22 protein-coding genes are annotated in these 22,838 nt (G+C 64.6%); 15 read left to right on the top strand and 7 right to left on the bottom strand.

Going from position 1 to position 22,838, the window contains the following annotated elements:
* Positions 1 to 2 precede the first annotated feature (2 nt).
* The 6 genes from FQ746_RS17970 (at position 3) to FQ746_RS17945 (ending at position 4,877) form a co-directional block, all read left to right on the top strand.
* On the top strand, positions 3 to 920 hold the full coding sequence (locus FQ746_RS17970; RefSeq protein ID WP_144110855.1) for an ABC transporter permease subunit: 918 nt from the start codon (positions 3 to 5) through the stop codon (positions 918 to 920).
* A 1-nt stretch (position 921) separates the two neighbouring features.
* Positions 922 to 1,926 (top strand): ABC transporter ATP-binding protein, encoded by a 1,005-nt coding sequence (locus FQ746_RS17965; protein WP_144110853.1) that lies wholly within the window; start codon positions 922 to 924, stop codon positions 1,924 to 1,926.
* Positions 1,923 to 2,942: a peptide ABC transporter ATP-binding protein gene (locus FQ746_RS17960; protein WP_144110851.1), complete on the top strand. Its 1,020-nt coding sequence runs from the start codon at positions 1,923 to 1,925 to the stop codon at positions 2,940 to 2,942. The genes FQ746_RS17965 and FQ746_RS17960 overlap by 4 nt, the downstream gene beginning before the upstream one ends.
* Positions 2,935 to 4,122 carry a TraB/GumN family protein gene (locus FQ746_RS17955; protein WP_144110849.1) on the top strand — a complete coding sequence of 396 codons (1,188 nt, stop codon included), beginning with the start codon at positions 2,935 to 2,937 and terminating at the stop codon, positions 4,120 to 4,122. The genes FQ746_RS17960 and FQ746_RS17955 overlap by 8 nt, the downstream gene beginning before the upstream one ends.
* 180 nt (positions 4,123 to 4,302) lie before the next feature.
* Entirely contained in the window at positions 4,303 to 4,581 is a 279-nt protein-coding gene (locus tag FQ746_RS17950) for a BrnT family toxin (RefSeq protein ID WP_144110846.1), read from the top strand.
* A gap of 35 nt (positions 4,582 to 4,616) precedes the next feature.
* Positions 4,617 to 4,877 (top strand): BrnA antitoxin family protein, encoded by a 261-nt coding sequence (locus FQ746_RS17945; protein WP_144110844.1) that lies wholly within the window; start codon positions 4,617 to 4,619, stop codon positions 4,875 to 4,877.
* Between the two features lie 13 nt (positions 4,878 to 4,890).
* Here the strand turns inward: FQ746_RS17945 and FQ746_RS17940 are convergent, their stop codons facing one another.
* The 6 genes from FQ746_RS17940 to pxpB all read right to left on the bottom strand — a co-directional run bounded on the left by FQ746_RS17940 (position 4,891) and on the right by pxpB (position 11,315).
* Positions 4,891 to 6,729 carry a tetratricopeptide repeat protein gene (locus tag FQ746_RS17940; RefSeq protein WP_144110842.1) on the bottom strand — a complete coding sequence of 613 codons (1,839 nt, stop codon included), beginning with the start codon at positions 6,727 to 6,729 and terminating at the stop codon, positions 4,891 to 4,893.
* 180 nt (positions 6,730 to 6,909) lie between these two features.
* Entirely contained in the window at positions 6,910 to 7,866 is a 957-nt protein-coding gene (locus FQ746_RS17935) for a DUF979 domain-containing protein (protein ID WP_144110840.1), read from the bottom strand.
* A complete protein-coding gene (locus tag FQ746_RS17930) occupies positions 7,863 to 8,612 on the bottom strand; it encodes a DUF969 domain-containing protein (RefSeq protein ID WP_144110838.1) in 750 nt (249 codons plus the stop codon). Before FQ746_RS17930 ends, FQ746_RS17935 begins: the two co-directional genes overlap by 4 nt.
* A gap of 221 nt (positions 8,613 to 8,833) precedes the next feature.
* The gene (pxpA, locus tag FQ746_RS17925) at positions 8,834 to 9,586 is read right to left on the bottom strand and encodes a 5-oxoprolinase subunit PxpA (RefSeq protein WP_144110836.1); all 753 of its coding nucleotides are present in this window, start codon (positions 9,584 to 9,586) and stop codon (positions 8,834 to 8,836) included.
* 38 nt (positions 9,587 to 9,624) lie between these two features.
* On the bottom strand, positions 9,625 to 10,665 hold the full coding sequence (locus FQ746_RS17920; RefSeq protein WP_144110834.1) for a biotin-dependent carboxyltransferase family protein: 1,041 nt from the start codon (positions 10,663 to 10,665) through the stop codon (positions 9,625 to 9,627).
* On the bottom strand, positions 10,662 to 11,315 hold the full coding sequence (gene pxpB, locus FQ746_RS17915) for a 5-oxoprolinase subunit PxpB (protein ID WP_144110832.1): 654 nt from the start codon (positions 11,313 to 11,315) through the stop codon (positions 10,662 to 10,664). Before pxpB ends, FQ746_RS17920 begins: the two co-directional genes overlap by 4 nt.
* Positions 11,316 to 11,556: 241 nt before the next feature.
* Between pxpB and FQ746_RS17910 the strand changes: the two genes are divergently transcribed.
* Positions 11,557 to 12,069, top strand: coding sequence for a winged helix DNA-binding protein (locus FQ746_RS17910; protein WP_144110830.1), 513 nt, complete (start codon positions 11,557 to 11,559; stop codon positions 12,067 to 12,069).
* Between the two features lie 19 nt (positions 12,070 to 12,088).
* Here FQ746_RS17910 and FQ746_RS17905 read toward each other — a convergent pair whose 3' ends face one another.
* Complete coding sequence (locus FQ746_RS17905; RefSeq protein WP_260854092.1) at positions 12,089 to 12,631, bottom strand: 5-formyltetrahydrofolate cyclo-ligase; 543 nt, start codon at positions 12,629 to 12,631, stop codon at positions 12,089 to 12,091.
* A 77-nt stretch (positions 12,632 to 12,708) separates the two neighbouring features.
* Here FQ746_RS17905 and FQ746_RS17900 point away from each other — a divergent pair, with 77 nt between their 5' ends.
* The 8 genes from FQ746_RS17900 to bioB all read left to right on the top strand — a co-directional run bounded on the left by FQ746_RS17900 (position 12,709) and on the right by bioB (position 22,784).
* On the top strand, positions 12,709 to 14,676 hold the full coding sequence (locus FQ746_RS17900; protein ID WP_144110829.1) for a lytic transglycosylase domain-containing protein: 1,968 nt from the start codon (positions 12,709 to 12,711) through the stop codon (positions 14,674 to 14,676).
* Between the two features lie 97 nt (positions 14,677 to 14,773).
* Positions 14,774 to 15,727: a complex I NDUFA9 subunit family protein gene (locus FQ746_RS17895; RefSeq protein ID WP_144110827.1), complete on the top strand. Its 954-nt coding sequence runs from the start codon at positions 14,774 to 14,776 to the stop codon at positions 15,725 to 15,727.
* 22 nt (positions 15,728 to 15,749) lie between these two features.
* The gene (locus FQ746_RS17890; protein WP_144110825.1) at positions 15,750 to 16,403 is read left to right on the top strand and encodes a glutathione S-transferase family protein; all 654 of its coding nucleotides are present in this window, start codon (positions 15,750 to 15,752) and stop codon (positions 16,401 to 16,403) included.
* Positions 16,400 to 17,644: a multifunctional CCA addition/repair protein gene (locus FQ746_RS17885; RefSeq protein WP_144110823.1), complete on the top strand. Its 1,245-nt coding sequence runs from the start codon at positions 16,400 to 16,402 to the stop codon at positions 17,642 to 17,644. Before FQ746_RS17890 ends, FQ746_RS17885 begins: the two co-directional genes overlap by 4 nt.
* Positions 17,645 to 18,416: 772 nt before the next feature.
* Positions 18,417 to 19,766 (top strand): adenosylmethionine--8-amino-7-oxononanoate transaminase, encoded by a 1,350-nt coding sequence (gene bioA, locus FQ746_RS17880; RefSeq protein ID WP_144110821.1) that lies wholly within the window; start codon positions 18,417 to 18,419, stop codon positions 19,764 to 19,766.
* Positions 19,766 to 20,950 carry an 8-amino-7-oxononanoate synthase gene (bioF, locus tag FQ746_RS17875; protein ID WP_144110819.1) on the top strand — a complete coding sequence of 395 codons (1,185 nt, stop codon included), beginning with the start codon at positions 19,766 to 19,768 and terminating at the stop codon, positions 20,948 to 20,950. The genes bioA and bioF overlap by 1 nt, the downstream gene beginning before the upstream one ends.
* Positions 20,947 to 21,666 (top strand): dethiobiotin synthase, encoded by a 720-nt coding sequence (bioD, locus tag FQ746_RS17870; protein WP_144110817.1) that lies wholly within the window; start codon positions 20,947 to 20,949, stop codon positions 21,664 to 21,666. Before bioF ends, bioD begins: the two co-directional genes overlap by 4 nt.
* 32 nt (positions 21,667 to 21,698) lie before the next feature.
* Positions 21,699 to 22,784, top strand: coding sequence for a biotin synthase BioB (bioB, locus tag FQ746_RS17865; RefSeq protein WP_144110815.1), 1,086 nt, complete (start codon positions 21,699 to 21,701; stop codon positions 22,782 to 22,784).
* The last annotated feature ends 54 nt before the right edge of the window (positions 22,785 to 22,838 follow it).

The raw sequence follows: 22,838 nt of genomic DNA, 5'->3' as shown, positions 1-22,838 counted from the left end.
ATATGGCAGACATACAAAATACAGTCCCCCAAGCCGTCACCCCGCCCAGCGGCCGCACCATCGCGGCCCGTGAATTCTGGGCGAATTTCTCGCGTAACCGTGGTGCGGTCGCGGCCGGCGTCGTCGTGCTGCTGCTGGTTTTCGTCGCGATCTTCGCGCCGCTGATCGCGCCGCACAGCCCGATCGAGCAGTACCGCGACTTCGTGAAAATTCCGCCCGCCTGGCTCGACGGCGGCAACTGGAAGTTCATTCTCGGCACCGACGAAGCCGGCCGCGACATTCTCTCGCGGCTCATGTACGGCGCGCGGCTGTCGTTCTGGATCGGCTTCGTGTCCGTGGTGCTTGCGCTGATTCCGGGCATCGTGCTCGGTCTGATCGCCGCGTTCTTCGACAAGTGGGCCGACACGCCGATCATGCGCATCATGGACGTGCTGCTCGCGTTGCCCTCGCTGCTGCTGGCGGTCGCGGTGGTGGCGATCATCGGTCCGGGTCTCGTCAACACGATGCTGGCCATCGCGATCGTCGCGCTGCCGGGTTACGTGCGCCTGACGCGCGCATCGGCGCAGGGCGAGTTGCAGAAGGAATACGTGACGGCCTCGCGCGTCGCCGGTGCGGGCACGCTGCGGCTCATGTTCTCGCAGGTGCTGCCGAACTGCACCGCGCCGCTGATCGTGCAAGCCACGCTCGGGTTTTCGTCGGCGATTCTCGATGCTGCCGCGCTCGGCTTTCTCGGCCTGGGTGTGCAGCCGCCGTCGGCGGAGTGGGGCGCGATGCTCGCATCGGCGCGCGACTATATCGACAGCGCCTGGTGGATCGTCACGATGCCGGGCCTTTCCATCCTGATCTCGGTGCTCGCCATCAATCTGCTCGGCGACGGGCTGCGCGACGCACTCGATCCCAAACTGAAAAGGATGGCGTGATATGAGTTCTTTATTGACCATCCGCAATCTGGCCGTGAACTTCAACGGCCTGCCGGCTGTCGACCGTATCAGCCTCGACGTGGCGCCGGGCGAAGTGGTCGGCGTCGTCGGCGAGTCGGGCTCCGGCAAGAGCGTCACGATGATGGCGCTGATGGGCCTGATCGACGCGCCCGGCAAGGTGAGCGCCGACGAAGTCACGTTCAACGGCACGAGCCTGCTGAAGGCATCGGCCAAAGCGCGCCGCAAGATTATCGGCAAGGACATCGCGATGGTGTTCCAGGACGCGCTGAGCAGTCTGAACCCGAGCTACACGGTCGGCTATCAGATCAAGGAAGTGCTGAAGCTGCACGAAGGCCTGCGCGGCGCGGCGCTCGACCGGCGCGCACTGGAACTGCTCGACCAGGTCGGCATTCCGGACGCGAAGAGCCGCATCGGCTCGTTTCCGCATCAGATGTCGGGCGGCATGAATCAGCGCGTGATGATCGCGATGGCGATTGCCTGCAACCCGAAACTGCTGATTGCCGACGAACCTACCACCGCGCTCGACGTGACGATCCAGGCGCAGATCATGGAGTTGCTGATCAAGCTGCAGAAGGAGCGCGGCATGGCGCTCGTGCTGATCTCGCACGATCTGGCGGTGGTCTCCGAGGTCGCGCAGCGCGTGGCCGTCATGTACGCTGGCGAAGTGATCGAGACCAACCGCGTGCCGGACATTTTCGCCGCGCCTCATCATCCGTACACGGAGGCGTTGCTGGCCGCAATTCCCGAGCACAATGTCGGCGCCGAGCGGCTTTCGGCGCTCGCCGGCATGGTGCCGGGCCGCGACGACCGGCCAAAAGGGTGTCTGTTCGCACCGCGCTGCAAGTACGTGGAAGAAGCGTGCACGAAGGCGCGGCCCGCGCTTGTACCGATGCAAGGTCACGCCGAAGTGGCGCGCGTACGCTGCATCAAACCCCTGAACCTGAGCGGCGACGCCAACGTTCACACCCATGGAGGCGCACGATGAACGCAGTACCCGAAACGCGGCGCCAGTCCGGCCCGGCGGGCGACCACGTGCTGGTCGCCGACAAGCTCGCGCGGCACTATGCGGTCAAACGCAGCATGTTCAGCCAGGGCACGGTGAAAGCGTTGAACGGCGTGTCGTTCGCACTCGAGCGCGGCAAGACGCTTGCGGTCGTGGGCGAATCGGGCTGTGGCAAGTCCACGCTCGCGCGCCAGCTGACGATGATCGAAGCGCCCACCGCGGGACGTCTGCTGATCGACGGCGAGGACGTCGCCGGTGCCGATCGCGCGAAGATCGCCGCGCTGCGGCGGCGCGTGCAGATGGTGTTCCAGAATCCGTTTGCGTCGCTCAATCCGCGCAAGACCGTCGAGCAGACGCTCGGCGAACCGCTCGCCATCAACACCCAGCTGAACGTCTTCGAGCGCGCCGAACGCATCGCGCAGATGATGCGCACGGTCGGCCTGCGCCCCGAACATGCGAAGCGGTATCCGCATATGTTCTCCGGCGGTCAGCGGCAACGCGTGGCGATTGCGCGCGCGATGATTCTCGATCCGCAAATCGTGGTGGCCGACGAACCCGTGTCCGCGCTCGACGTGTCGATTCAGGCGCAGATCCTGAATCTCTTCATGGACCTGCAGGCGCAGTTCAAGACCAGCTATGTGTTCATCTCGCACAATCTGTCGGTGGTCGAACATATCGCCGACGACGTGATGGTGATGTACTTCGGCGGCGTCGCGGAACTCGGCGACAAGGCGCGGATTTTTTCGAAGCCGCGCCATCCGTACACGCGCGCGTTGATGTCGGCTACGCCGTCCATCTTCGAAGCGGACCGGACCATCAAGATCAAGCTGCAGGGCGAAATGCCGTCGCCGCTGAATCCGCCGTCGGGTTGCACGTTCCACCAGCGCTGTCCGTATGTGATCGACCGCTGCCGCAGCGAAGAGCCGGCATTGCGTGAAGTGGATGGCCGCCAGGTGTCGTGTCATCGTGCCGAGGAGGTGGGGGACGTGGATGCCTGATGGAGTGACGGCGCGCTTTTTTGCGCGCCGTTTTGCGCGTCGTGGTGCCCCTCGTTCTGCGCACCGTTCACGTGACGGTTCGAGCCGTGCAGTGGCGGTGCGGCGTTGGCGGGCGCGGGCACTGACGAGTGCCGCGTTCGTCGGCGCATGTTCCCTGTTCGAACCGGGCGCGGCGTCGCTCGGCATCGCTCACGCGGAGCGCGCGCCCGCCCATGCCGCGGCTCAGGCAGGACACCCGGCGTTGCCGGTCCCCACGATGCCGGCGCCGCCGCGCGCGAGCTTGCCGGGCTTCAATCCGCCGCCGCCGGGCTCCGGCACGACGGCCAGCGGGCCGGTGCGGCGGCAACCGGCGCATATGCCGTTCTACGTCGCGACACGCGGCAATACCACGCTGTACCTGCTCGGCACCTTGCATGTCGGCGATCCGGCCGACTATCCGCCGCGCCATCCTTTCCGCGCGCCGATTCTGGGTGCGCTGGCCGCCTCGCCGACGCTGGCGCTCGAACTCTCGCCCGACGAACTGCTGGTCTCGCAGGACGACGTGTCGAAGTACGGGGTCTGTCGACGCGACTGTCTGCCCGGCCTGTTGCCCGATGCGCTGTGGCGCAAGCTGGCGTTCCGTCTGCGCGGCAATCCGGCCGCGCGCGACGAGATCAAGAAAATGCGGCCGTGGCTCGCCTCCTTACTGGTTGAAACCTACGACTCATTGAGCGCAGGTTTGCAGACCGAGTACGGCACCGAGGCGCAACTACAGAACGTTTATCTGAGGACACGCGGCAAGATAGTCGGGCTCGAAACGCTGTCGCAACAGATGCGCGCCTTCACCGGGCTCACGCTCGCCCAGCAGCGCGAAATGCTGGCGCAGGACCTCGTGCAGACTCCCGCGGAAAATGTCGCCGATGTGCGCGCGTTGCACCGGCTCTGGCGGGTCGGCGATGCCGATGCGATCGCCGCGTGGCAGGCCGCCAAATCCGAAACGCTCGCGCGCGACAAACGCGTGTCCAACTCGATCGACAACCGGATCGTCTACGAGCGCAACCGGCGCTTCGTCAACCGCATGTTGCTGATCGCCGCACCGAACAAGCCGGTGTTCGTGGCGATCGGCGCGCTGCATCTCGGCGGACGCAAAGGCGTGCTGCAGTTGCTGCGGCAGCATGGGTTCGTGGTCGAAGCCGGTTGAGTTTTTGTCCGCCTCACAGAGGGCGTCCGAAGCCCGATAGCCCGTTCGGCTAGTCCCGGAACGGGGCCAACAGCCCCTTGGTCTGACGTTCACTTTCGCCGCGTATTGCCTGGCTTTCCTGACGGACAGCGGAATCGATGCGTGTTATAGTGTATGTACAAACGTCAATACAGGTGCCGTGTGCGTTTTGAGTGGGATGAAAACAAGAATCAGATCAACATCCGCAAACATGGCATCGACTTTCAGGACGCCATCGACGTATTCAATCACCCCATTCTTATCGCGCTCGACCAGCGCGAAGACTACGGTGAGGACCGTTGGGTCGCATTGGGTTGCCTGGCGGCTACGGTGGGTGTGGTGGTGTATGTCGAGCGTGAGGAAGATGTCGTGCGCATCATCTCCGCTCGTCAGGCCACGAAGCACGAGGTCAAACGCTACAAGCAACGCGTCTGGCATTGACGTCAACGGTTAGTCAAACGAACACGGCGGAAATGATGAGCAAAAAGACAGGAACAGACTGGAAGCGCCTCGCCAAAGTCGACGACGCGAATATCGACACGAGCGAAGTGCCGGAACTCGGTGCGGACTTTTTCGCAAACGCGGAATTGCATTTGCCGCCTAAGCAGGCTGTCACGATGCGGCTCGACGCCGACGTGCTGGCGTGGTTCAAGGAGCAGGGTGCGGGTTATCAAACCCGCATCAACAAATTGCTGCGCGCCTATATGGTCGCGCAGCAACGGCGCGGGTCTCGATAAGCACAGTGTCGCGTCAGGCGTTGTTCTGCAACGCCGCGGCCACCTCGTGAGCGAGCGGCCCCCAGTGCCCTAGCGCTTTCTGCCTGAACAGTCGCATGCCCGGATACCACGGGGAGTCGTCGCGATGCTCGAGCCAGCGCCAGTCCGAATTCGCCGGCAATAACACCCAGACGGGCTTGCCGAGTGCGGCGGCCAGATGTGCGACGCCGGTGTCCACGGAGATCACCAGGTCGAGGTTCATGATCAGCGCGGCGGTGTCTTCGAAACTGTTTAGCGCCTCGGTGAAATCATGCTCGCGGAAAGCGGCTGGGGCGTGCGCCAACTGAGCGTGAGCCGGGCCTTTTTGCAGCGCGTACCACGCGATGTTTTTTAGCTCGCTTAGTGGGCTCAAATCCGCCAGTGCGATAGACCGGTAGCGGTCGTTGCCGAAGGTGGGGCTGCCCGCCCACACGAGCCCGACTTTGCGCTGGCTCTCTGGCGGGGCGCCCTCTGGCGGCGCGCCCTCTGGCGGCGCGCCCTTCGGCGAAGCGCCCGTTTTCCTGCGCCAGCTTTTCACCTTTTCCTCATCGGCAAACATATAAGGCAGGTCGGCTGGAATCGTGGACAACTCCATGCCGATGCACGACGGCACGCTCATCATCGGCACCCAGAAATCGTAGTGGCCGTCGGGCTGACCACTGAACGCGCGATGCACGCCCGGTATCCTGGTCACCAGCGGCAGAAGCGGCTCCCGCACCTGCAACTCGACCTGCGCACCGCGTGCGGCCAGCACGCTCGCGAAGCGAAGGAACTGGAAGTGATCGCCGAAACCCTGTTCGCCGACCAGCAACAGACGGCGCCCTGCGAGTGGCTCGCCGCGCCATTCGGGCACCCCTGGAATAGCGAGCGCCGCGTAGTCGTTCTTGCGCCAGCGTTGCGCGAACTCGGCCCAGCCATGCCGATAGTCGCCGCGTTTGAGCAGCAGCCACGCGAGGTTCTGATGCGCATCGGCATAGTGCGGGTCGAGCGCCAGCGCGCGCCGATAGAAGCCTTCCTCTTCGTCGAGCCGTCCTTGTGCGCCGAGCGAGCCGCCCAGGCACACGAGGTGAGTCGGATTCGGCTGCAACGCGACCGCGCGCCGATAGTGCGACTCGGCGCCCGCATAGTCGCCGAGCTTGCCGATCAGACTGCCCAGATTCACCTGCGCCTCGGCGTAATCCGGTCGCAGCGCCAGCGCCTGCTCGAAACTGGCGCGCGCCGCGACATGATCGCCGAGCGCGTTGAACGCATTGCCGGCGTTGAAGTGAGCCTGAGCGGAGTGCGGATCCAGCGTCAGCGCGTCGCGGTAACACACCAGCGCCTCGTCGTATCGACCGAGCTTGCCGAGCGCCGTGCCCAGATTCAGATGCGCATCCGCCAGCGTGGGATGGCTCGCAAGAGCGAGCCGGTATTGCGCCACTGCCGCTTCCAGCGAACCGCGTGCTTGCAGCGCCACGCCGAGGTTATTGCGGGCATCCGCGAAATCGGGCTGGCGTTGCAGCGCGTGGTCGTAGCAAAGAATGGCTTCGTCGAGATGACCGAGCGCCGCGGCGACCAGACCGCGGTGACTCCAGCACACGGCATCGGTTGCATCGATCTCGAGCGCCTCGCCGATCAACCCGGCCGCGATAGCATGATGACCGCGCTGATGCTGCAGCACGCCGAAGTAATGCAGCGCTTTCGGTTGACGAGGATCGAGCGAGAGGGCTTCGCGATACAGCGGCTCGGCGGCGTCGAACCGGCCGGCCTGATGCGCCTGGAGCGCGGCGTCGATCAACGAGGCGAGGTAGCGCGACGGCGCGGCGGGCTGGGGCGGATATTCCGGTTGTTCCATTTGGGATCGGCGGCAAGACGCCTTGGCAGGTGGAGAGGAGACAGCCGGCCAGCTTAGAGTCCGGGTCGGACTCCAACGATCGGATAGCTCCTAATTCCCACGCGCCGATTCCGCTTCCGGGGCATTGCAGAAAACGCCTGCGCTACCCCGGAATCGACCACGACTCAAATGCGACAAGCCCTACAGAAACATCAGAAAATTCAGCAGGACGATATTCACGACCAGCAAGGTCAGCGCGGTCGGCACCTGGACCTTGATCACCGCATTCTTGTCCGGCAACTCCAGCAGCGCGGCCGGCACCATGTTGAAGTTGGCGGCCATCGGCGTCATCAGCGTGCCGCAGTAGCCGCAGAACATGCCGATCGCGACCATCACGGCCGGGTTGCCGTGGAACACGCCCACCAGAATCGGCACGCCGACGCCGCCGGTCATCACCGGGAACGCGGCGAAGCCGTTGCCCATCACCATCGTGAACAGCGCCATGCCGATGCAGTACACGGCCACCGCGATGAACCGGTAGTCGAGGCTGATATACGCGGTCGTCACGTGCGCGACGGCCTTGCCGACACCGGCATCCGAAAACACGAGCCCGAGCATGCCGAGCATTTGCGGCAGGACGGCGGCCCACGAGAGCGCGTCGACCAGCCGGCGGGTTTCCTTCATCGACTGGCCCACCGTGTCGCGTGTCAGCACGCAGGCGATTGCCAGCGCGATCACGCAGCCGATGCCGAAGCCGATCAGCGTGACGTTGGCTTTTTCGATCAGCGGGATGCCGCCGAAGATCAGATGGCTGGCCGACAACGTGACGATTACCGTGACCACCGGGATGGTCAGCGCCGGCACGAACAGCTTGTTGCCGAGGCGTTTCGCGCTGGCCATGCGCGCTTCGAGCGACAGCACTTTCGGCTTGGCCGCCGTCACGCCGCCGAAACCGGCGATCAGCGCCATTACGATGACCAGCAGGCCGACCACGGCGGCCGGCAACTTGTCGCCGATCAGGAAGATCAGCGCGTACAGAATCCAGAAGCCGCCTGCGGTGACGCGGCGCGGATGCGTCCTGTCGGTGAGGATCATGCCGCCGACGACCAGCAGCACCACGCCCAGCAGCCAGAACAGATAGTTGATCGTGAGCGTCATGCCTTGTCTCCTGCAGCCTGTTTCGGTGCGACCGATGCATTGCCGGTCGCGGCGGCATTGCCGCTCAATTCGCGTTGCAAGCGGCGGTCGAGCAGCATCAGACGGAAGCCGTGCACGAGGAACGCGCAGATCGCGGTCGGGATGCCCCACACCGCCACGTGGATCGGATCGACGACGATGCCGGCTTCTTTCAGGAAGGTCGTCATCAGCACGATGGCGCCGAACGCGACGAACACGTCCTCGCCGAAGAACAGGCCGACGTTGTCGGTCGCGGCGGCGTACGCGCGCAGCTTGAAGCGCACGGCGTCGCTAATCTTGCCGAAGCGGGTTTCGGTGGCGCCTTCGGCCATCGGCGCGATCAGCGGTCGCACCATTTGCGGATGGCCGCCGAGTCCGGTCAGGCCGACTGCGGCGGTCAACTCGCGCACCAGTAGATAGACGATCAGCAGACGGCCGGCGGTGGCCGCCTTGATACCGGCGATCCACGCTTGCGCGCGCTCGCGCAGACCGTGCCGTTCGAGCAAACCGATCACGGCAAGCGGCAGCAGGATGATCAGCGGGATGTTGCGGGTCTTGATGAAGCCGGTGCCGATTTCGGCGAGGATTTTTTCAGGCGGGAAATGCGCGGCCAGCCCGGTGACGATCGCGGCGACGGCCACGATCAGCATCGGATTGAACCGCAATAAAAAGCCGACGATGATGACGGCCACGCCGATGAGCGGCCATAGACTGACGGTTGTCTGCATGTGGATCTCCAAACAGGGATTTTTAACCTCGCCGCTCGTGGCGGCTTGACATAGGCCGGCGCGGGCGAGCCCGCGCCGTTTTTCATTGCCGCGGCTCTCGTGGCCGCGTTGCTGCACCTTCATCTGCACCTTCACCTTCACCTGCACCTGCACCTGCGCCTGCACCGCGTTTGCTGCAAAGAACCGCTTGCTGCGCCAACGACGAATCAGCCGCCTTCGCCTCAAACACTGGCGGCGCCGGCCGCATGCACTTCGACACCCGCGCCTTCCAGCGCGCTGCGAATGCGCCGGGCGAACGCCAGCGCATGCGGACCGTCGCCATGCAGACAGATGGTCTGCGCATTCAGCGGCACCCATTGGCCATCGACCGCCTGCACGCGGCGCTCGCGCACCATTGCGAGCGTGCGCGCGAGCACGAGTTCTTCGTCGTCGAGCAACGCGCCGGGCTCCTTGCGCGGCACGAGCGAGCCGTCGGCGCGATAGCCGCGGTCGGCGAACACTTCTTCGATGGCGGTCAGCCCCGCCGCGCGCGCAGCCGTCACGAAGCCGCTGTTGGCCAGCGCGAACACGACGATGGAGGGATCGAAATCGTGCACTGCCGAGACGATCGCGTCGGCAACGCCCGGCTCGCGCGCGGCCTGGTTATAGAGCGCGCCGTGCGGCTTCACATGCGCGATGCGGCCGCCCTCGGCCTGCGCGATGGCCGACAGCGCGCCGAGTTGATACAGCACGCCGGCATAAATCTCGTCGGCCGGCAAATCCATTTCCTTGCGGCCGAAATTCTCCGGGTCGTTGAAACTCGGATGCGCGCCGATCGCCACGCCCTTCTGCACCGCCCAACGCACGCAATCGCGCATCGCATTGGCGCCGCCGGCGTGCCAGCCGCAGGCGATGTTCGCCGAGCTGACCAGATCGAGCAACGCTTCGTCGGACCCGCAGCCTTCGCCGAGATCGGCGTTCAAATCGATTTCCATGGTGTTCTCCTACTCCACAACCCGGTTCACAGCGCTGCTCACGCCAGCTGGCGCGCGCAGTGTTCTTCATGCATGGCGATCGCGGCATCGATCTGTCGCAAATACGTGCGTTCTTCCCGCAGCGCCTCGCGCGCTTCGGCGGGCGTAGTCGGAATGAAGCGGACCGACGCGTTCAGGCGCACCTGCGCGAGCTTCCACAGGTCGGCCTGAATCACCGCGCCGATCTTCGGATAGCCGCCGGTGGTTTGCGCATCGCTCATCAGTACGATGGGCTGGCCGTTCGGCGGAACCTGGATGGTGCCGGGCAGCACCGCGTGCGACAGCAGGTCGGTTTTCTGCTTGCGGTCGAGCGCGGTGCCGGCGAGGCGATAGCCCATGCGGTTGCTGTTCGGCGTGACGAGCCACTCGTCGGACCAGAACGACTCGTGCGCCGCCTCGGTGAAGTTGTCGTATTCCGGGCCGCGCAGCACGCGGATCGGCACCGCCCACGGCACGCCGGACGGATGCCGGCCGCGCCGCAGCGGCTCGTGGACCAGCACGAACTTGCACCAGGCGGGCGCCTTCACGCCGAACTCCGGCGCGTCGGGCGTGAAGCCGAGGTGGCCGCGCTGCGGCGGCGCGCCGACCGGCAGCCGGTCGCCGTCGCGCAACGCCCGGCCGCCGAGTCCGCCGAAGCCGCCGGCCAGATCGGTGCTGCGCGACCCGAGCATCGGTAACACGTCGATGCCGCCGGCGATGCACACGTAGCCGCGCATGCCGCGCTTTGCCGCGTTCAGCACCAGTTCCTGGCCCGCCTGCACCGGCAGACTCCACCACGAGTAGACCGGCTTGCCGTCGAGCGTCGCGCCGAAATCGGTACCGGCGATAGCGACCCGCGTCGCGCGCAGAAAACGCAGCACGGTCGGGCCGAACGTGATTTCCAGACCGGCCGCATCGGGCCGGTTGCCGACCAGCCGGTTGCCGACTTCGAGCGACAGCCGGTCGAGTGCGCCGCCCATCGCGACGCCCAGATGGCGGTAGCCGTGCCGGCCGAGGTCCTGAATCGTGGTCAGCAGACCCGCGCGAATCACGTCGATCATGCGTGGATCCCCGCGACGGTGAAGCGCACCCGGTCACCCGGTTGCAGCAGGGTGGGCGGGCGGCGCGTCGCATCGAAGAGCGCGGTGTCGGTCCGTCCAATCAGTTGCCAGCCGCCGGGCGAGGTGGCCGGATAGATGCCGGTCTGTTCGCCGCCGATGCCGACCGAGCCGGCCGGCACTTCGAGCCGGGGCGATGCGCGGCGGGGCGTGTGCAGCGTCGCGTCGAGTCCGCCCATGTAGGCGAAGCCCGGCTGGAAACCCAGGAAGAAAACGATGTATTCACCGGCCGCGTGGCGCTCGACGACTTCGCGCACGCTCAAACCGGTGTGCTCGGCGACGGCGCGCAGATCGGGGCCGAACTCGCCGCCGTACTCCACCGGCACGTCGACCTGACGGCCCGGCGCCGGCGCGTCGCCGGTTGCGTCCCACGCGGCGCGTAGCTGGCTCGCGAGCGAGTCGACGTCGGCTTCGAGCGGATCGAAGACGAGCGTCAGGTTGTTCATGCCCGGCACGACTTCCAGCACGTGCGGCCAGTCGCGCGCGACGTCGGCCGCTGCCCAGACGCGTCGCTGGCAATCCAGCGTCGCGGGTGGCGGCGCCGCGCAGACGAGCGCGGCATCGCCGAGCGGGAAAATAGTTGGTTGGGTCATTGCTTTACAGCCCAGTCGGGTCAATGGTTCGGGCACATCGCGGTGACGTCGCGGCAGAGTTCGCCGTGACATCGGGCTATCGTTGCGCACTGACGGCAACCGGCCTGCGATGTTTGAAGAGTACATTGTCAATAAAATATCAACAAATTATCAATAAGCGTTAATGCCAGGCTCGCCGGAATGGCAGCGCTCGTCGTACACTCGCGTCACCTTTCCACCCCGTTTGCTGAGAATTTTCGCCATGTCGCGTCATCCCACCAAGATCGTCTCGTCGGAGCACCTCGTGTCTGAAACCAGCGCGGAGCTGTCCGAGCTCGAGTACGCACTCATCATGGCGGGCAATGCGTTCAACCGGTGGATGGTGCGCTGCATGTCGGCGGCGGGCGACAAGGATATGACCGCCATCGAGGTGTCGCTGCTGCATCACGTCAGCCATCGCGAGCGGCGCAAGAAACTGGCCGACATCTGCTTCGTGCTGAACATCGAGGACACCCATGTCGCGACCTACGCGTTGAAGAAGCTCGTAGCCAGAGGGTATGTAAAAAGCGAAAAGACCGGCAAGGAAGTGTTTTTTTCGGCAACCGATGCGGGTCGCGCGTTGTGCCTGAAATACCGTGAGGTGCGCGAGAGCTGCCTGATCTCGACGTTGAAGGAAAGCGGACTGACCAACGAGCAGATCGGCGACGCCGCGCAGTTGATGCGCAACGCGTCCGGTCTTTACGACACCGCCGCGCGGGCGGCGGCGTCGTTGTGATGCGCCGCTTGCCGGGTGATCAACGCGTCCTGGCCGGGTAAAGTCCCGCTTCGGTGACGATCAGATCGAGCGGGATATCGTGCGCTTCGTGCTGTAGCGCTTGCGTGCGGCAGGCTTCGTAAGCGATGCCCACCGTGATTGGCCGGCGCTGGTCCGGCCATGCAGCCAGCGTGCGGTCGTAGTAGCCGCCTCCGTAGCCGAGCCGGTAGCCGTCGGCGTCGAAACCCACACAGGGAATGAGCAGCAGGGCGGGCTCGATGCGCCGTCGCGAAGCCGGCTCCATGATCTTGTGGTGACCGGTCTTCATCGGCATATCGGGCGTCCATGCATGGAATTCGAGCGGCGTGCCCGGTGCCACCACGATCGGCAGACTCGCCTCGCGCGAGGCGCTGCCTGCCAGCCATAAAGCAATGACCGTACGTGCGTCGAATTCGCCCGCGAGCGGCCAGTAAAACCCCACGCTGGCCACGTCGAAATGCTTCAACGCGTCGAGCACGCGACGCTTCAGCGCATCTTGACGAGCAGGCTCGGAAGCCGCTTGTAGCCTTGTTTCCAATAGCATTCGACGCAGCTGCTTTTTCGCTGCCGCGGCGGGGTTGCATGCTATGCTTGGGTCCAATTCGTGCTCCAGAAACAACGATGTCAAAACGCCTTTATCGAGTATATCGCGCGGCCGGTCTGGCGCTCGCCGCAGCGGCACTCGTCGCGTGCAGCACAGCCTCCGCCGTCAAGCCCATCCCTCTTGCACAACTCACAAACGACGACCAGGTCTTCGTTCAGCTTCGCGAAGCCGCGCGTAATAACGACGCGGCACGTGCGGCGCAACTGGCCAGCATGATCCCGAACTATCCCGCGCCTTCATATCTGGAGTACTTCCAGATCAAGCCGCAACTGTTCGACTCCGGCGGTCATGCGCGCATCGACGCACCGGATGCACCAGTACTTGCGTTCCTGCAGAAGTACGACGGTCAGGCGATTGCCGACCGCATGCGTAACGATTACCTCACGGTGCTCGGCGCGCGTCACGACTGGCGCAACTTCGACCCGCAATACGCACGCTTCGTGCTGAACGACGACACGCAGGTGAAGTGCTATGCGCTCGAGTCACGCGCGGCGCACGGCGAGAACGTGGCCGACGCGGCGCGTGCGTTGCTGGTCGATCCGAAATGGTATGGCGACGGCTGCGTCGATCTGGTCAACGCGCTCGCGGTCAGCCAGCAATTCAGTTCCGCCGACGTGTGGCAGCAAATCCGTCTCGCGTACGAGCAGAACTACACGGCCACCGGCAGCAAGCTCGTCGACGCGCTGAGCAATCAGCCGCCCGATCCGGTGCTGTTCGGTCAGGCCACGAGTTCGCCGCCCTTGCTGCTTGCGCGCGGCGTCGGTCCGGATACGCAGTCGCATCAACTGGCGTTGCTGGCTATCACCCGCATGGCGCGCAACGATCCGGCCATGGCGGCCGCCACGTTCGCATCGGTGGCGCCGTCGCTGAGTTCGCCCGAGCGCGCGATCGGCTGGGGCACGATTGCCTATCAGGCCGCTGCCAAACAAATGCCCGGCGCGGTCGACTGGTACCGGCTTTCGGTGAATGCGCCGCTGTCGAATCCGGCTTACGAATGGCGCACCCGCACCGCCCTGCTCGCGGGCGACTGGACGATGGTGCGCTGGTCGATCGAACAGATGCCGGCGGCGCTGCGCAATCAGCCGTCGTGGATCTACTGGCATGCGCGTGCGCTCAAGCAGGCCGGCGAAACGACCACGGCGAATCAGGAATTCGAGTCGATCTCGCAGGGCTTCAACTTCTACGGTCAACTGGCTGCCGAAGAGTTGGGCCAGAAAATCAGCGTGCCGCCCAAAACCCTGGTGAGCGATGCCGAGATCCAGCAGGCCGGCAATACGCCGGGCTTCGATCTGGCGCAGCGCTTTTATGCGCTGAATCTGCGGCTCGAGGGCAATCGCGAATGGAACTGGCCGCTGCGCACCATGAGCGACCGGCAACTGATTGCCGCCGCCGAATACGCGCGCCGTATCCAGTTGTATGACCGCACAGTCAACACCGCCGACCGCACGAAGAGCGAGCACGATTTCTCGCTACGCTATCTGTCGCCGTTCAAGGACATCGTCGAGCGCGACTCGCAATCGAACGGGCTCGACGTGGAATGGGCTTATGGACTGATCCGTCAGGAGTCGCGTTTCATCATGAATGCGCGCTCGGAAGTCGGCGCCAGCGGTCTGATGCAACTGATGCCCGGCACCGCACAACTGGTGGCGAAGAAAATCGGTTTGGGGACGATTTCGCGCGAGCAGATGAACGACATCGACACCAACATTCTGCTGGGCACGAACTACCTGTCGATGATTTACAATCAGTTCGACGGTTCCGCCGTGCTGGCTACGGCCGGTTACAACGCGGGTCCGGGCCGTCCGCGCAACTGGCGACAATCATTGCAGCATCCCGTGGAAGGCGCGATCTTCGCCGAAGCCATTCCTTTCCAGGAAACGCGCGACTATGTGAAGAATGTGTTGTCCAACACGGTCTACTACGCGGCACTGTTCGAAGGCCGTCCGCAATCGCTGAAGGCGCGTCTGGGTTACATCGCACCGTAAGCGCCGTGCCGTCGCCGCCGCGTCATGCATGACTTCATGCGGACAAGGCGGCGCGCCACGCCAGCCCTTGCCGCGGCTTCCACCTGGGAGTCGAAAAATGCGACATCAAACCATTGCGATTATCGGCGGGTCCGGGTTTCTCGGCAGCCATCTCGTCAACGCCCTCGTCGAAGCGGGCAAGACCGTGCGCATCGCCACCCGGCGGCGTTACAACGCCCGCCATCTCACCTTGCTGCCCATCGACGTGATCGAAACCGATGTGTTCGATCCCGTGCAACTCGCGCACTTCATCGAAGGCGCGGATGCGGTCATCAATCTCATCGGGACATTGCACGGCAAACGCGGCAAGCCCTATGGCCCCGAGTTCATGAAGGCACACGTCGAATTGCCGACGCGGATCGTAACCGCCTGCGAAAGCAAAGGCGTGCCGCGGCTGATTCACGTAAGTGCGCTCGGCGCGGATTCGAACGGTCCCAGCATGTACTCGCGCTCGAAGGGCGACGGCGAAAAGGCCGTGGAGGCGGCCAGGCTCGCGTGGACGATCTTTCGCCCGTCCGTCGTATTCGGTCCCGAGGATGAGTTCCTCAACAAGTTTGCGATGCTGCAGCGCTTCTTCCCGGCCATCCCGCTTGCCATGCCGGACGCGAAATTCCAGCCGGTGTACGTGGGCGACGTGACGAAGGCGATCGTCAACGTGCTCGATCTCGATGCGGCCAACGGCAAGATCTACGAACTCGGCGGCCCGAGCGTGTATACGCTCGAAGACCTCGTCGCGTATTGCGGCACGGTGCTCGGCAAATCGGCGCGCATTATCCGTTTGCCTCAGGCATTCGGACGCCTGCAAGCGTTCAGTTTCGAATTCGCGCCCGGCGAGCCGGTCATTTCGCGTGACAATCTCGACTCGATGAAAGTCGACAACGTGATGAGCGGACCGCTTGCGCCCGAACTCGGCATCGAGCCGACCGCCATCGAAACCGTGGCTCCGTTGTATCTGACCGGCACGTCCACGCGCTCGCGCTTCGACACCTTCCGGGCCAGCGCGGGTCGCTAGAACATTTCTTTTGATACGAAGTATGAAGCTGCTTATCGGTGACAAGAACTACTCGTCGTGGTCGATGCGTCCATGGTTGTTATTCGAGCATTTCGGCATTCCGTTCGTCGAAGTGTTGCTGCATCTGCGCGAGCCCGGCCTCAAGGCCGCGCTGCAGGCGCAGGCGCCGGCGAGTCCCGGCAAGGTGCCGTGTCTGATCGACGAGGACGGTTCGGCGACGTGGGATTCGCTGGCGATTGCCGAGACGCTGGCCGAGCGGTTTCCTGAGCATGCGCTGTGGCCACGCGATCCGGCGGCGCGGCGGCATGCGCGCAGCGTGAGCGCCGAGATGCACTCGGGCTTCGGCGAATTGCGCTCGACCATGTGGATGAACATTCGCGCGTCGTTCCCTGGCCGGAACGCGACGCCCGGCGCGCTGGCCGACATCGCGCGTATCGAGGCGATCTGGCGCGGGTGTCTCCAGACTTACGGCGGGCCTTTTCTGTTCGGCGAGTTCGGGATTGCCGATGCGATGTATGCACCGGTCGCGATGCGTTTCCTCACGTGGGAGCCGGCGCTGTCGAGCGTTTCTCAAGGCTATGTCGAGCGCCTCACGAAGTTGCCGGCGGTGGCCGCGTGGATCGATGCCGCGCGCCGCGAAACGCATGCGTTGCCGGATCAGGATGTGTGTTCATGAACGTCTATGCGGTGGGCGGCGCGATCCGCGATGAGTTGCTGGGTGTGCCCGTGCAGGACCGCGATTACGTCGTCGTGGGCGCGACGCCGGAGCAGATGGTGGCGCAGGGATATCGACCGGTGGGCAAGGATTTTCCGGTGTTCCTGCATCCTCGTACGCACGAGGAATATGCGTTGGCGCGCACCGAGCGCAAGACCGCCGCGGGGTATCACGGCTTCCAGTTTTTCTATGCGCCGGACGTGACGCTGGAAGAGGATCTGGCGCGGCGCGACCTGACCATCAATGCGATGGCTCGCGAGGTGCGGCCGGACGGCGAATTGACCGGGCCGGTGATCGATCCGTTCGACGGGCAGGGCGATTTGCGCGCGCGTCTGTTCCGGCATGTCAGCGACGCGTTCCTGGAAGACCCCGTGCGAATTTTGCGGATTGCGCGATTTGCTGCGCGCTTTGTCGATTTCACGGTTGCGCCGCAGACGATGACCTTGATGCGCAAGATGGTGGCCGACGGCGAGGTGGATGCGCTGGTGGCCGAGCGGGTGTGGCAGGAGGTGTCACGCGGCTTGATGGAGAAGAAGCCGTCGCGGATGTTCGACGTGCTGCGGGATTGCGGCGCGTTAGCGCGGATTTTGCCGGAGGTCGACGCGTTGTTCGGCGTGCCGCAGCGGGCCGATTATCACCCCGAGGTGGATACGGGGGTGCATGTGATGATGGTGGTCGATCACGCCGCGCAGCAGGGGTATGCGTTGCCGGTGCGGTTTGCCGCGTTGACGCACGATCTGGGCAAGGCGACGACACCGGAGGATGTGCTGCCGCGGCATATTGGGCACGAGGGCCGGTCGGTCGATCTGTTGAAGCCGTTTTGCGAGCGCTTGCGGGTGCCGAACGATTGTCGGGATCTGGCGGTGCTGGTTGCGCGGGAGCATGGGAATATTCATCGGGTGATGGAGATGGGCGCTGCCGCGCTTGTGCGGTTGCTCGAGCGGTGTGATGCGATTCGGAAACCTGGGCGGTTTGCCGAGGCTTTGCAGGCTTGTGAGGCGGATGCTCGGGGGAGATTGGGGTTTGAGTTGCGGGAGTATCCGCAGGCTGGGAGGCTGAGGGTTTGTTTGGTTGCTGCGCGGGGGGTCGATGCTGGGGGTGTTGCGGCTACGGCCGCGGTTCGTGACCCTTCGGGGATTAAGGAGGCGGTTTTTCAGGAGCGGGTTCGGGCTGTTGCTCGGGTTTTGGCGTTTCCTTGCTGACTTGGTGGTCTTCTTGCTGACTTAGTGGTCTATTAGCGTTCCCCCTGTGCGGGGGGGCACCTACTTTTCTTTGCCGCCGCAAAGAAAAGTAGGCAAAAGAAAGCGGGCTCAAACCGCTAACCATTAAGCGGGCCCCGCGCGGGTTTTCTGGTAGTGGTGCATCTGGAATCCGTGCTCACGCACATTCCACGTTCGTGACACAGCAGTCATTCTTCCGGCGGCGCTTCGCGCGCCCCCGGGTCGTTCTACCCCCTCGGTTTTTCGCTTTCCGTGGTGTTCCCATCCGCGACGCACGTAGTGCGGAGTGGGAGCTGATGAGTGCTTTGTCACGGGCGCGTAATGCGCGGGGGACCGGATTCCAGATGCACCACTACCAAAGAAATGCTGCGGTTCCCGCTTAAGAATTAGCGGTGTGAGCCGCTTTCTTTTGCCTACTTTTCTTTGCGGCGGCAAAGAAAAGTAGGTGCCCCCCCGCACAGGGGGAACGCTAATAGACCGAGAGCAAATCAAGGAAAGGCCCAAAAAACCCCACCCCAACACCACCCCCCCGCCGACCCAGGCGGTTTACTTTGCCGTCGCCAAAACCCCCGATCTCCGCCGTAAATCAAAAAACCCCGCCAACCTGCCAAAAACCTCGCCGAACCCCACCGCCGAAGGCAAAAACCAAACCTCCCACCCCCGTGCACATCACAAAATAAAAAGCTAACCTCGACCCCAGAACCCTCATCGCCCGCCCGCAGCGGCGAAAAATCAGAGCCTCTGGAGCACCGTTTTGGAACACCCCGCCTCACCCGACGACTGGATCGCCCGCAGCCTTCGCGCCGTCTGGCACCCCTGCACGCAAATGAAACACCACGAGCAACTCCCGCTCGTCCCCGTTTCCCGCGGCCAGGGCGCCTGGCTCTACGACCGGGCCAATCACCGCTATCTCGATGCCATCAGCTCCTGGTGGGTCAACCTGTTCGGACACGCGAACCCCCGCATCAACGCGGCGCTGAAAGACCAGCTCGATACCCTCGAACACGCCATGCTCGCCGGCTGCACACACGAGCCCGCCGTCGAACTCGCCGAGCGTCTCAGTACCCTGACCAGCAATACGCTAGGCCACGCATTCTTCGCGTCCGACGGCGCATCCGCCGTCGAAATCGCGCTGAAAATGAGCTTCCACTTCTGGCGTAATCAAGGTTTCGCCGACAAGCAGGAATTCGTCTGCGTCGCCAACAGCTATCACGGCGAAACCATCGGCGCACTCGGCGTCACCGACGTCGCCCTGTTCAAGGACGCCTACGATCCGCTCATTCGCCATGCCCACGTCGTCGCTTCACCCGACGCGCGGCAAGCCGGCGCGAACGAAACCTCCGCGGATGTCGCGCGCCGTGCGCTCGATCACGTTCGCTCGCTGTTCGAAGCGCGCGCCGGCCGCATCGCCGCACTCATCGTCGAACCGCTCGTGCAGTGCGCCGCCGGCATGGCCATGCACGATCCGTCGTATATCGCGGGACTGCGCGCGCTCTGCGATCAGTACGGCATCCACCTGATCGCCGATGAAATCGCCGTCGGCTGCGGCCGCACCGGCACTTTCTTCGCCTGCGAACAAGCCGGCATCTGGCCGGATTTCCTGTGCCTGTCGAAAGGCATCAGCGGCGGCTATCTGCCTCTCTCCATCGTGCTGTCGCGCGACGAAATCTTCGCAGCCTTCTATCACGACGACACCACGCGCGGCTTCCTGCACTCGCATTCGTACACCGGCAATCCGCTGGCCTGTCGTGCCGCACTCGCCACGCTCGACCTGTTCGAGAGCGATAACGTGCTGGCTGTCAACGCACAGAAATCGGCAAAACTGAAAGCAGCGCTCACGCCTCTTGCCGATCATCCGCACGTTCGCAACCTGCGTCAGTGCGGCACCATCTTCGCGTTCGACGCGCTCATCGACGATCCGCACATGGCGCGGACCTTCTCACGCCGCTTCTTCGAGCACGGCTTGCAACGCGAACTGCTGCTGCGGCCCATCGGCACGACCGTGTATCTGATGCCGCCGTACATTCTCGACGACGCGGAAATCGCGCTGCTCGCCACACGCACGCGCGAGACCTTCGAGGTGACGCTAGGGGAGGCCCGCTGATGCAACTTCTCGACACACTCGCGCAAGGCCTGCAGGAAATCGACGAGCGCGGTCTGCGCCGGCGTCGCCGCACCGCCGACACACCCTGCGCCGCGCACATGACCGTGGACGGCCGCGAGATCATCGGCTTCGCCAGCAACGACTATCTCGGCCTCGCCGCGCATCCGCAACTGATCGCGGCCATCGCCGAAGGCGCACGGCGCTACGGCGCGGGCAGCGGCGGCTCGCATCTGCTCGGCGGTCACTCGCGCGCACACGCGCAACTCGAAGACGACCTCGCCGGCTTCGTCGGCGGTTTTGTCGACGCGCCGCGTGCGCTCTATTTCAGCACCGGCTATATGGCCAACCTCGCGACGCTCACCGCGCTCGCGGGCCGCGGCACGACGCTGTTCTCCGATGCGCTGAACCACGCATCGCTGATCGACGGCGCGCGTCTGTCGCGTGCCGACGTGCAGGTCTACCCGCACTGCGATACGGACGCCTTGAGCGCGATGCTCGACGCGTCGGATGCCAGCGTCAAGATGATCGTCTCCGACACGGTGTTCAGCATGGACGGCGATGTCGCGCCGTTGCCGCGTCTGCTGGAACTGGCCGAACGTCACGGCGCCTGGCTGATCGTCGACGATGCGCACGGCTTCGGCGTGCTCGGCCCGCAAGGACGCGGCGCCATCGCGCAAGCCGCGTTGCGTTCGCCGAATCTGATCTCGATCGGCACGCTCGGCAAAGCCGCGGGCGTCTCGGGCGCTTTCGTGGCGGCGCACGAAACGGTGATCGAATGGCTCGTGCAGCGCGCGCGGCCGTACATCTTCACCACGGCATCGGTGCCGGCGGCCGCGCATGCGGTGTCGGCGAGCCTGCGCATCATCGGCGGCGACGAGGGTGACGCGCGCCGCGCGCATCTGCAGCAGTTGATCGAACGCACGCGCGCGATGCTGAAGGCCACGCCCTGGCTGCCGGTCGATTCGCACACCGCCGTGCAGCCGCTCGTGATCGGCGCGAACGACGCGACGCTGAACATCGCGGCCACGCTCGAGCAGGCCGGTTTGTGGGTGCCGGCCATCCGTCCGCCGACCGTACCGGTGGGCACCTCGCGGTTGCGAATTTCGCTATCGGCCGCGCATTCGCAGGCCGATCTGGATCGGCTCGAAACGGGTCTGCAACAGGTAGGAGGCAAGCTCCGATGAGTACCGCGCTGTCTCTCTTCGTCACCGGGACCGATACCGAAATCGGCAAGACGCTGGTCTCTTCCGCGCTGTTGCGCGGCTTCGTCCGCGAAGGCCTGCAAGCCGCCGCGATGAAGCCGATCGCGGCCGGCGCCTTCGAACTCGACGGCGTCCTGCACAACGAAGACGCCGATCAACTCGATGCGGCGTCCAGCGTGTTGCTGCCGCCCGACATGCGCACGCCTTATCTGCTGAAAGAACCGGCCGCACCGCACATCGCGGCCGCGCTGGAAAACGTCGTGCTCGATCTCGAGCGCATCGTCGCCTGTCATGCCGAGGCCGTGACACGCGCGGACATCGTGGTCGTCGAAGGCGTCGGCGGCTTTCGCGTGCCGCTCACCGCGACGCAGGACACCGCCGATCTCGCCGTCGCGCTGAATCTGCCGGTGGTGCTGGTGGTAGGCATGCGACTCGGCTGCATCAGTCACGCGTTGCTGAGCGCGGAAGCGATCGCCGCGCGAGGGTTGACGCTGGCCGGCTGGGTCGCGAATCGCGTCGATCCGGACATGACGTTTCCCGACGAAAACATCGCCTCGATTCGCGAGCATCTTGCGCGCGCGTACGACGCGCCGCTGCTCGGCATCGTGCCGCATCTGAATCCGATCTCGGCCGAACGCGCGGCCGACCGGCTCGACATCCCCCGACTTTTGCAAACGCTGCGCCACGCGCAGCGCTGAACCTTATCCATCCATTCATGAGGATCGACGACATGACGCAACTGAACATCGCCCCGACGGCGGCTACTGACAACAACGCTGCGCACGCCGCTACGCAAGCCCAAGGCGCCCAGCAACTGGCGCGCTGGCGCGTGGCCGACATCGTCGCGCTGTACGAACTGCCGTTCAACGACCTGCTGTTTCGCGCGCAGCAAACTCACCGCGAGCATTTCGATGCGAACACGGTGCAACTGTCGACGCTGCTGTCGATCAAGACCGGCGGCTGCGAGGAAGACTGCGCGTACTGTCCGCAGTCGGTGCATCACGACACCGGGCTGCAGGCCGACAAGCTGATGCCGGTCGACGAAGTGCTGGCGGCCGCGGCCGTCGCGAAGCAGAACGGCGCGACGCGTTTCTGCATGGGCGCGGCTTGGCGCAATCCAAAAGACCGTCACCTCGAACCGATCAAGGACATGATCCGCGGCGTGAAGGCGATGGGACTGGAAACCTGCGTCACGCTCGGCATGCTCGAGACGCACCAGGCGCAAGGTCTGCGCGATGCGGGCCTCGACTACTACAACCACAACCTCGATACATCGCCGGAGTTCTACGGCCAGATCATTTCGACACGCACGTATCAGGACCGTCTCGACACGCTCGAACGGGTGCGCGATGCGGGCATCAACGTGTGCTGCGGCGGGATCGTCGGACTGGGCGAATCGCGCCGCGAACGCGCCGGATTGATTACGCAACTCGCGAACATGGAGCCGTATCCGGAATCGGTGCCGATCAACAATCTGGTGCAGGTCGAAGGCACGCCGCTGACCGGCACCGAAGCCATCGACCCGTTCGAGTTCGTGCGCACGATCGCGGTGGCGCGCATCACGATGCCGCGCGCGATGGTGCGGCTGTCGGCAGGCCGCGAACAGATGGACGAGGCGCTGCAGGCGCTGTGCTTCCTCGCCGGCGCGAACTCGATTTTCTACGGCGACCAGTTGCTGACGACCAGCAATCCGCAAGCGGAAGCCGATCGCAAACTGCTCGACCGTCTGGGCATCCGCGCAGAATCGGCGCAGCAGATGCCGCTGGATCAAAGCGGCTGCGAGCACGCGTGCGACAAGCACGCGGCGGCGAATTAACACGCGCTAGTAGCGGGAGGCGGGACGCGTGCCTCGTCGGGCTCGCATCACTCG

It is taken from the genome of Paraburkholderia sp. BCC1886 (assembly GCF_900996245.1).
Lineage (GTDB): Bacteria > Pseudomonadota > Gammaproteobacteria > Burkholderiales > Burkholderiaceae > Paraburkholderia.
Note: the sequence above shows the minus strand (reverse complement) of the source record. Positions and strands in the feature narration are given on the sequence as shown.

Coding starts and splice junctions, on each gene's coding strand:
- FQ746_RS17945 (WP_144110844.1), top strand. CDS start 4,617: ATGAGCAAAAAGACAGGAACAGACTGGAAGCGCCTCGCCAAAGTCGAC.
- FQ746_RS17965 (WP_144110853.1), top strand. CDS start 922: ATGAGTTCTTTATTGACCATCCGCAATCTGGCCGTGAACTTCAACGGC.
- FQ746_RS17885 (WP_144110823.1), top strand. CDS start 16,400: ATGAACGTCTATGCGGTGGGCGGCGCGATCCGCGATGAGTTGCTGGGT.
- pxpB (WP_144110832.1), bottom strand. CDS start 11,315: ATGACCCAACCAACTATTTTCCCGCTCGGCGATGCCGCGCTCGTCTGC.
- FQ746_RS17970 (WP_144110855.1), top strand. CDS start 3: ATGGCAGACATACAAAATACAGTCCCCCAAGCCGTCACCCCGCCCAGC.
- FQ746_RS17910 (WP_144110830.1), top strand. CDS start 11,557: ATGTCGCGTCATCCCACCAAGATCGTCTCGTCGGAGCACCTCGTGTCT.
- FQ746_RS17935 (WP_144110840.1), bottom strand. CDS start 7,866: ATGACGCTCACGATCAACTATCTGTTCTGGCTGCTGGGCGTGGTGCTG.
- FQ746_RS17920 (WP_144110834.1), bottom strand. CDS start 10,665: ATGATCGACGTGATTCGCGCGGGTCTGCTGACCACGATTCAGGACCTC.
- bioF (WP_144110819.1), top strand. CDS start 19,766: ATGCAACTTCTCGACACACTCGCGCAAGGCCTGCAGGAAATCGACGAG.
- FQ746_RS17895 (WP_144110827.1), top strand. CDS start 14,774: ATGCGACATCAAACCATTGCGATTATCGGCGGGTCCGGGTTTCTCGGC.
- FQ746_RS17955 (WP_144110849.1), top strand. CDS start 2,935: ATGCCTGATGGAGTGACGGCGCGCTTTTTTGCGCGCCGTTTTGCGCGT.
- FQ746_RS17940 (WP_144110842.1), bottom strand. CDS start 6,729: ATGGAACAACCGGAATATCCGCCCCAGCCCGCCGCGCCGTCGCGCTAC.
- FQ746_RS17900 (WP_144110829.1), top strand. CDS start 12,709: ATGTCAAAACGCCTTTATCGAGTATATCGCGCGGCCGGTCTGGCGCTC.
- FQ746_RS17930 (WP_144110838.1), bottom strand. CDS start 8,612: ATGCAGACAACCGTCAGTCTATGGCCGCTCATCGGCGTGGCCGTCATC.
- bioB (WP_144110815.1), top strand. CDS start 21,699: ATGACGCAACTGAACATCGCCCCGACGGCGGCTACTGACAACAACGCT.
- FQ746_RS17960 (WP_144110851.1), top strand. CDS start 1,923: ATGAACGCAGTACCCGAAACGCGGCGCCAGTCCGGCCCGGCGGGCGAC.
- bioD (WP_144110817.1), top strand. CDS start 20,947: ATGAGTACCGCGCTGTCTCTCTTCGTCACCGGGACCGATACCGAAATC.
- FQ746_RS17890 (WP_144110825.1), top strand. CDS start 15,750: ATGAAGCTGCTTATCGGTGACAAGAACTACTCGTCGTGGTCGATGCGT.
- pxpA (WP_144110836.1), bottom strand. CDS start 9,586: ATGGAAATCGATTTGAACGCCGATCTCGGCGAAGGCTGCGGGTCCGAC.
- FQ746_RS17905 (WP_260854092.1), bottom strand. CDS start 12,631: ATGCTATTGGAAACAAGGCTACAAGCGGCTTCCGAGCCTGCTCGTCAA.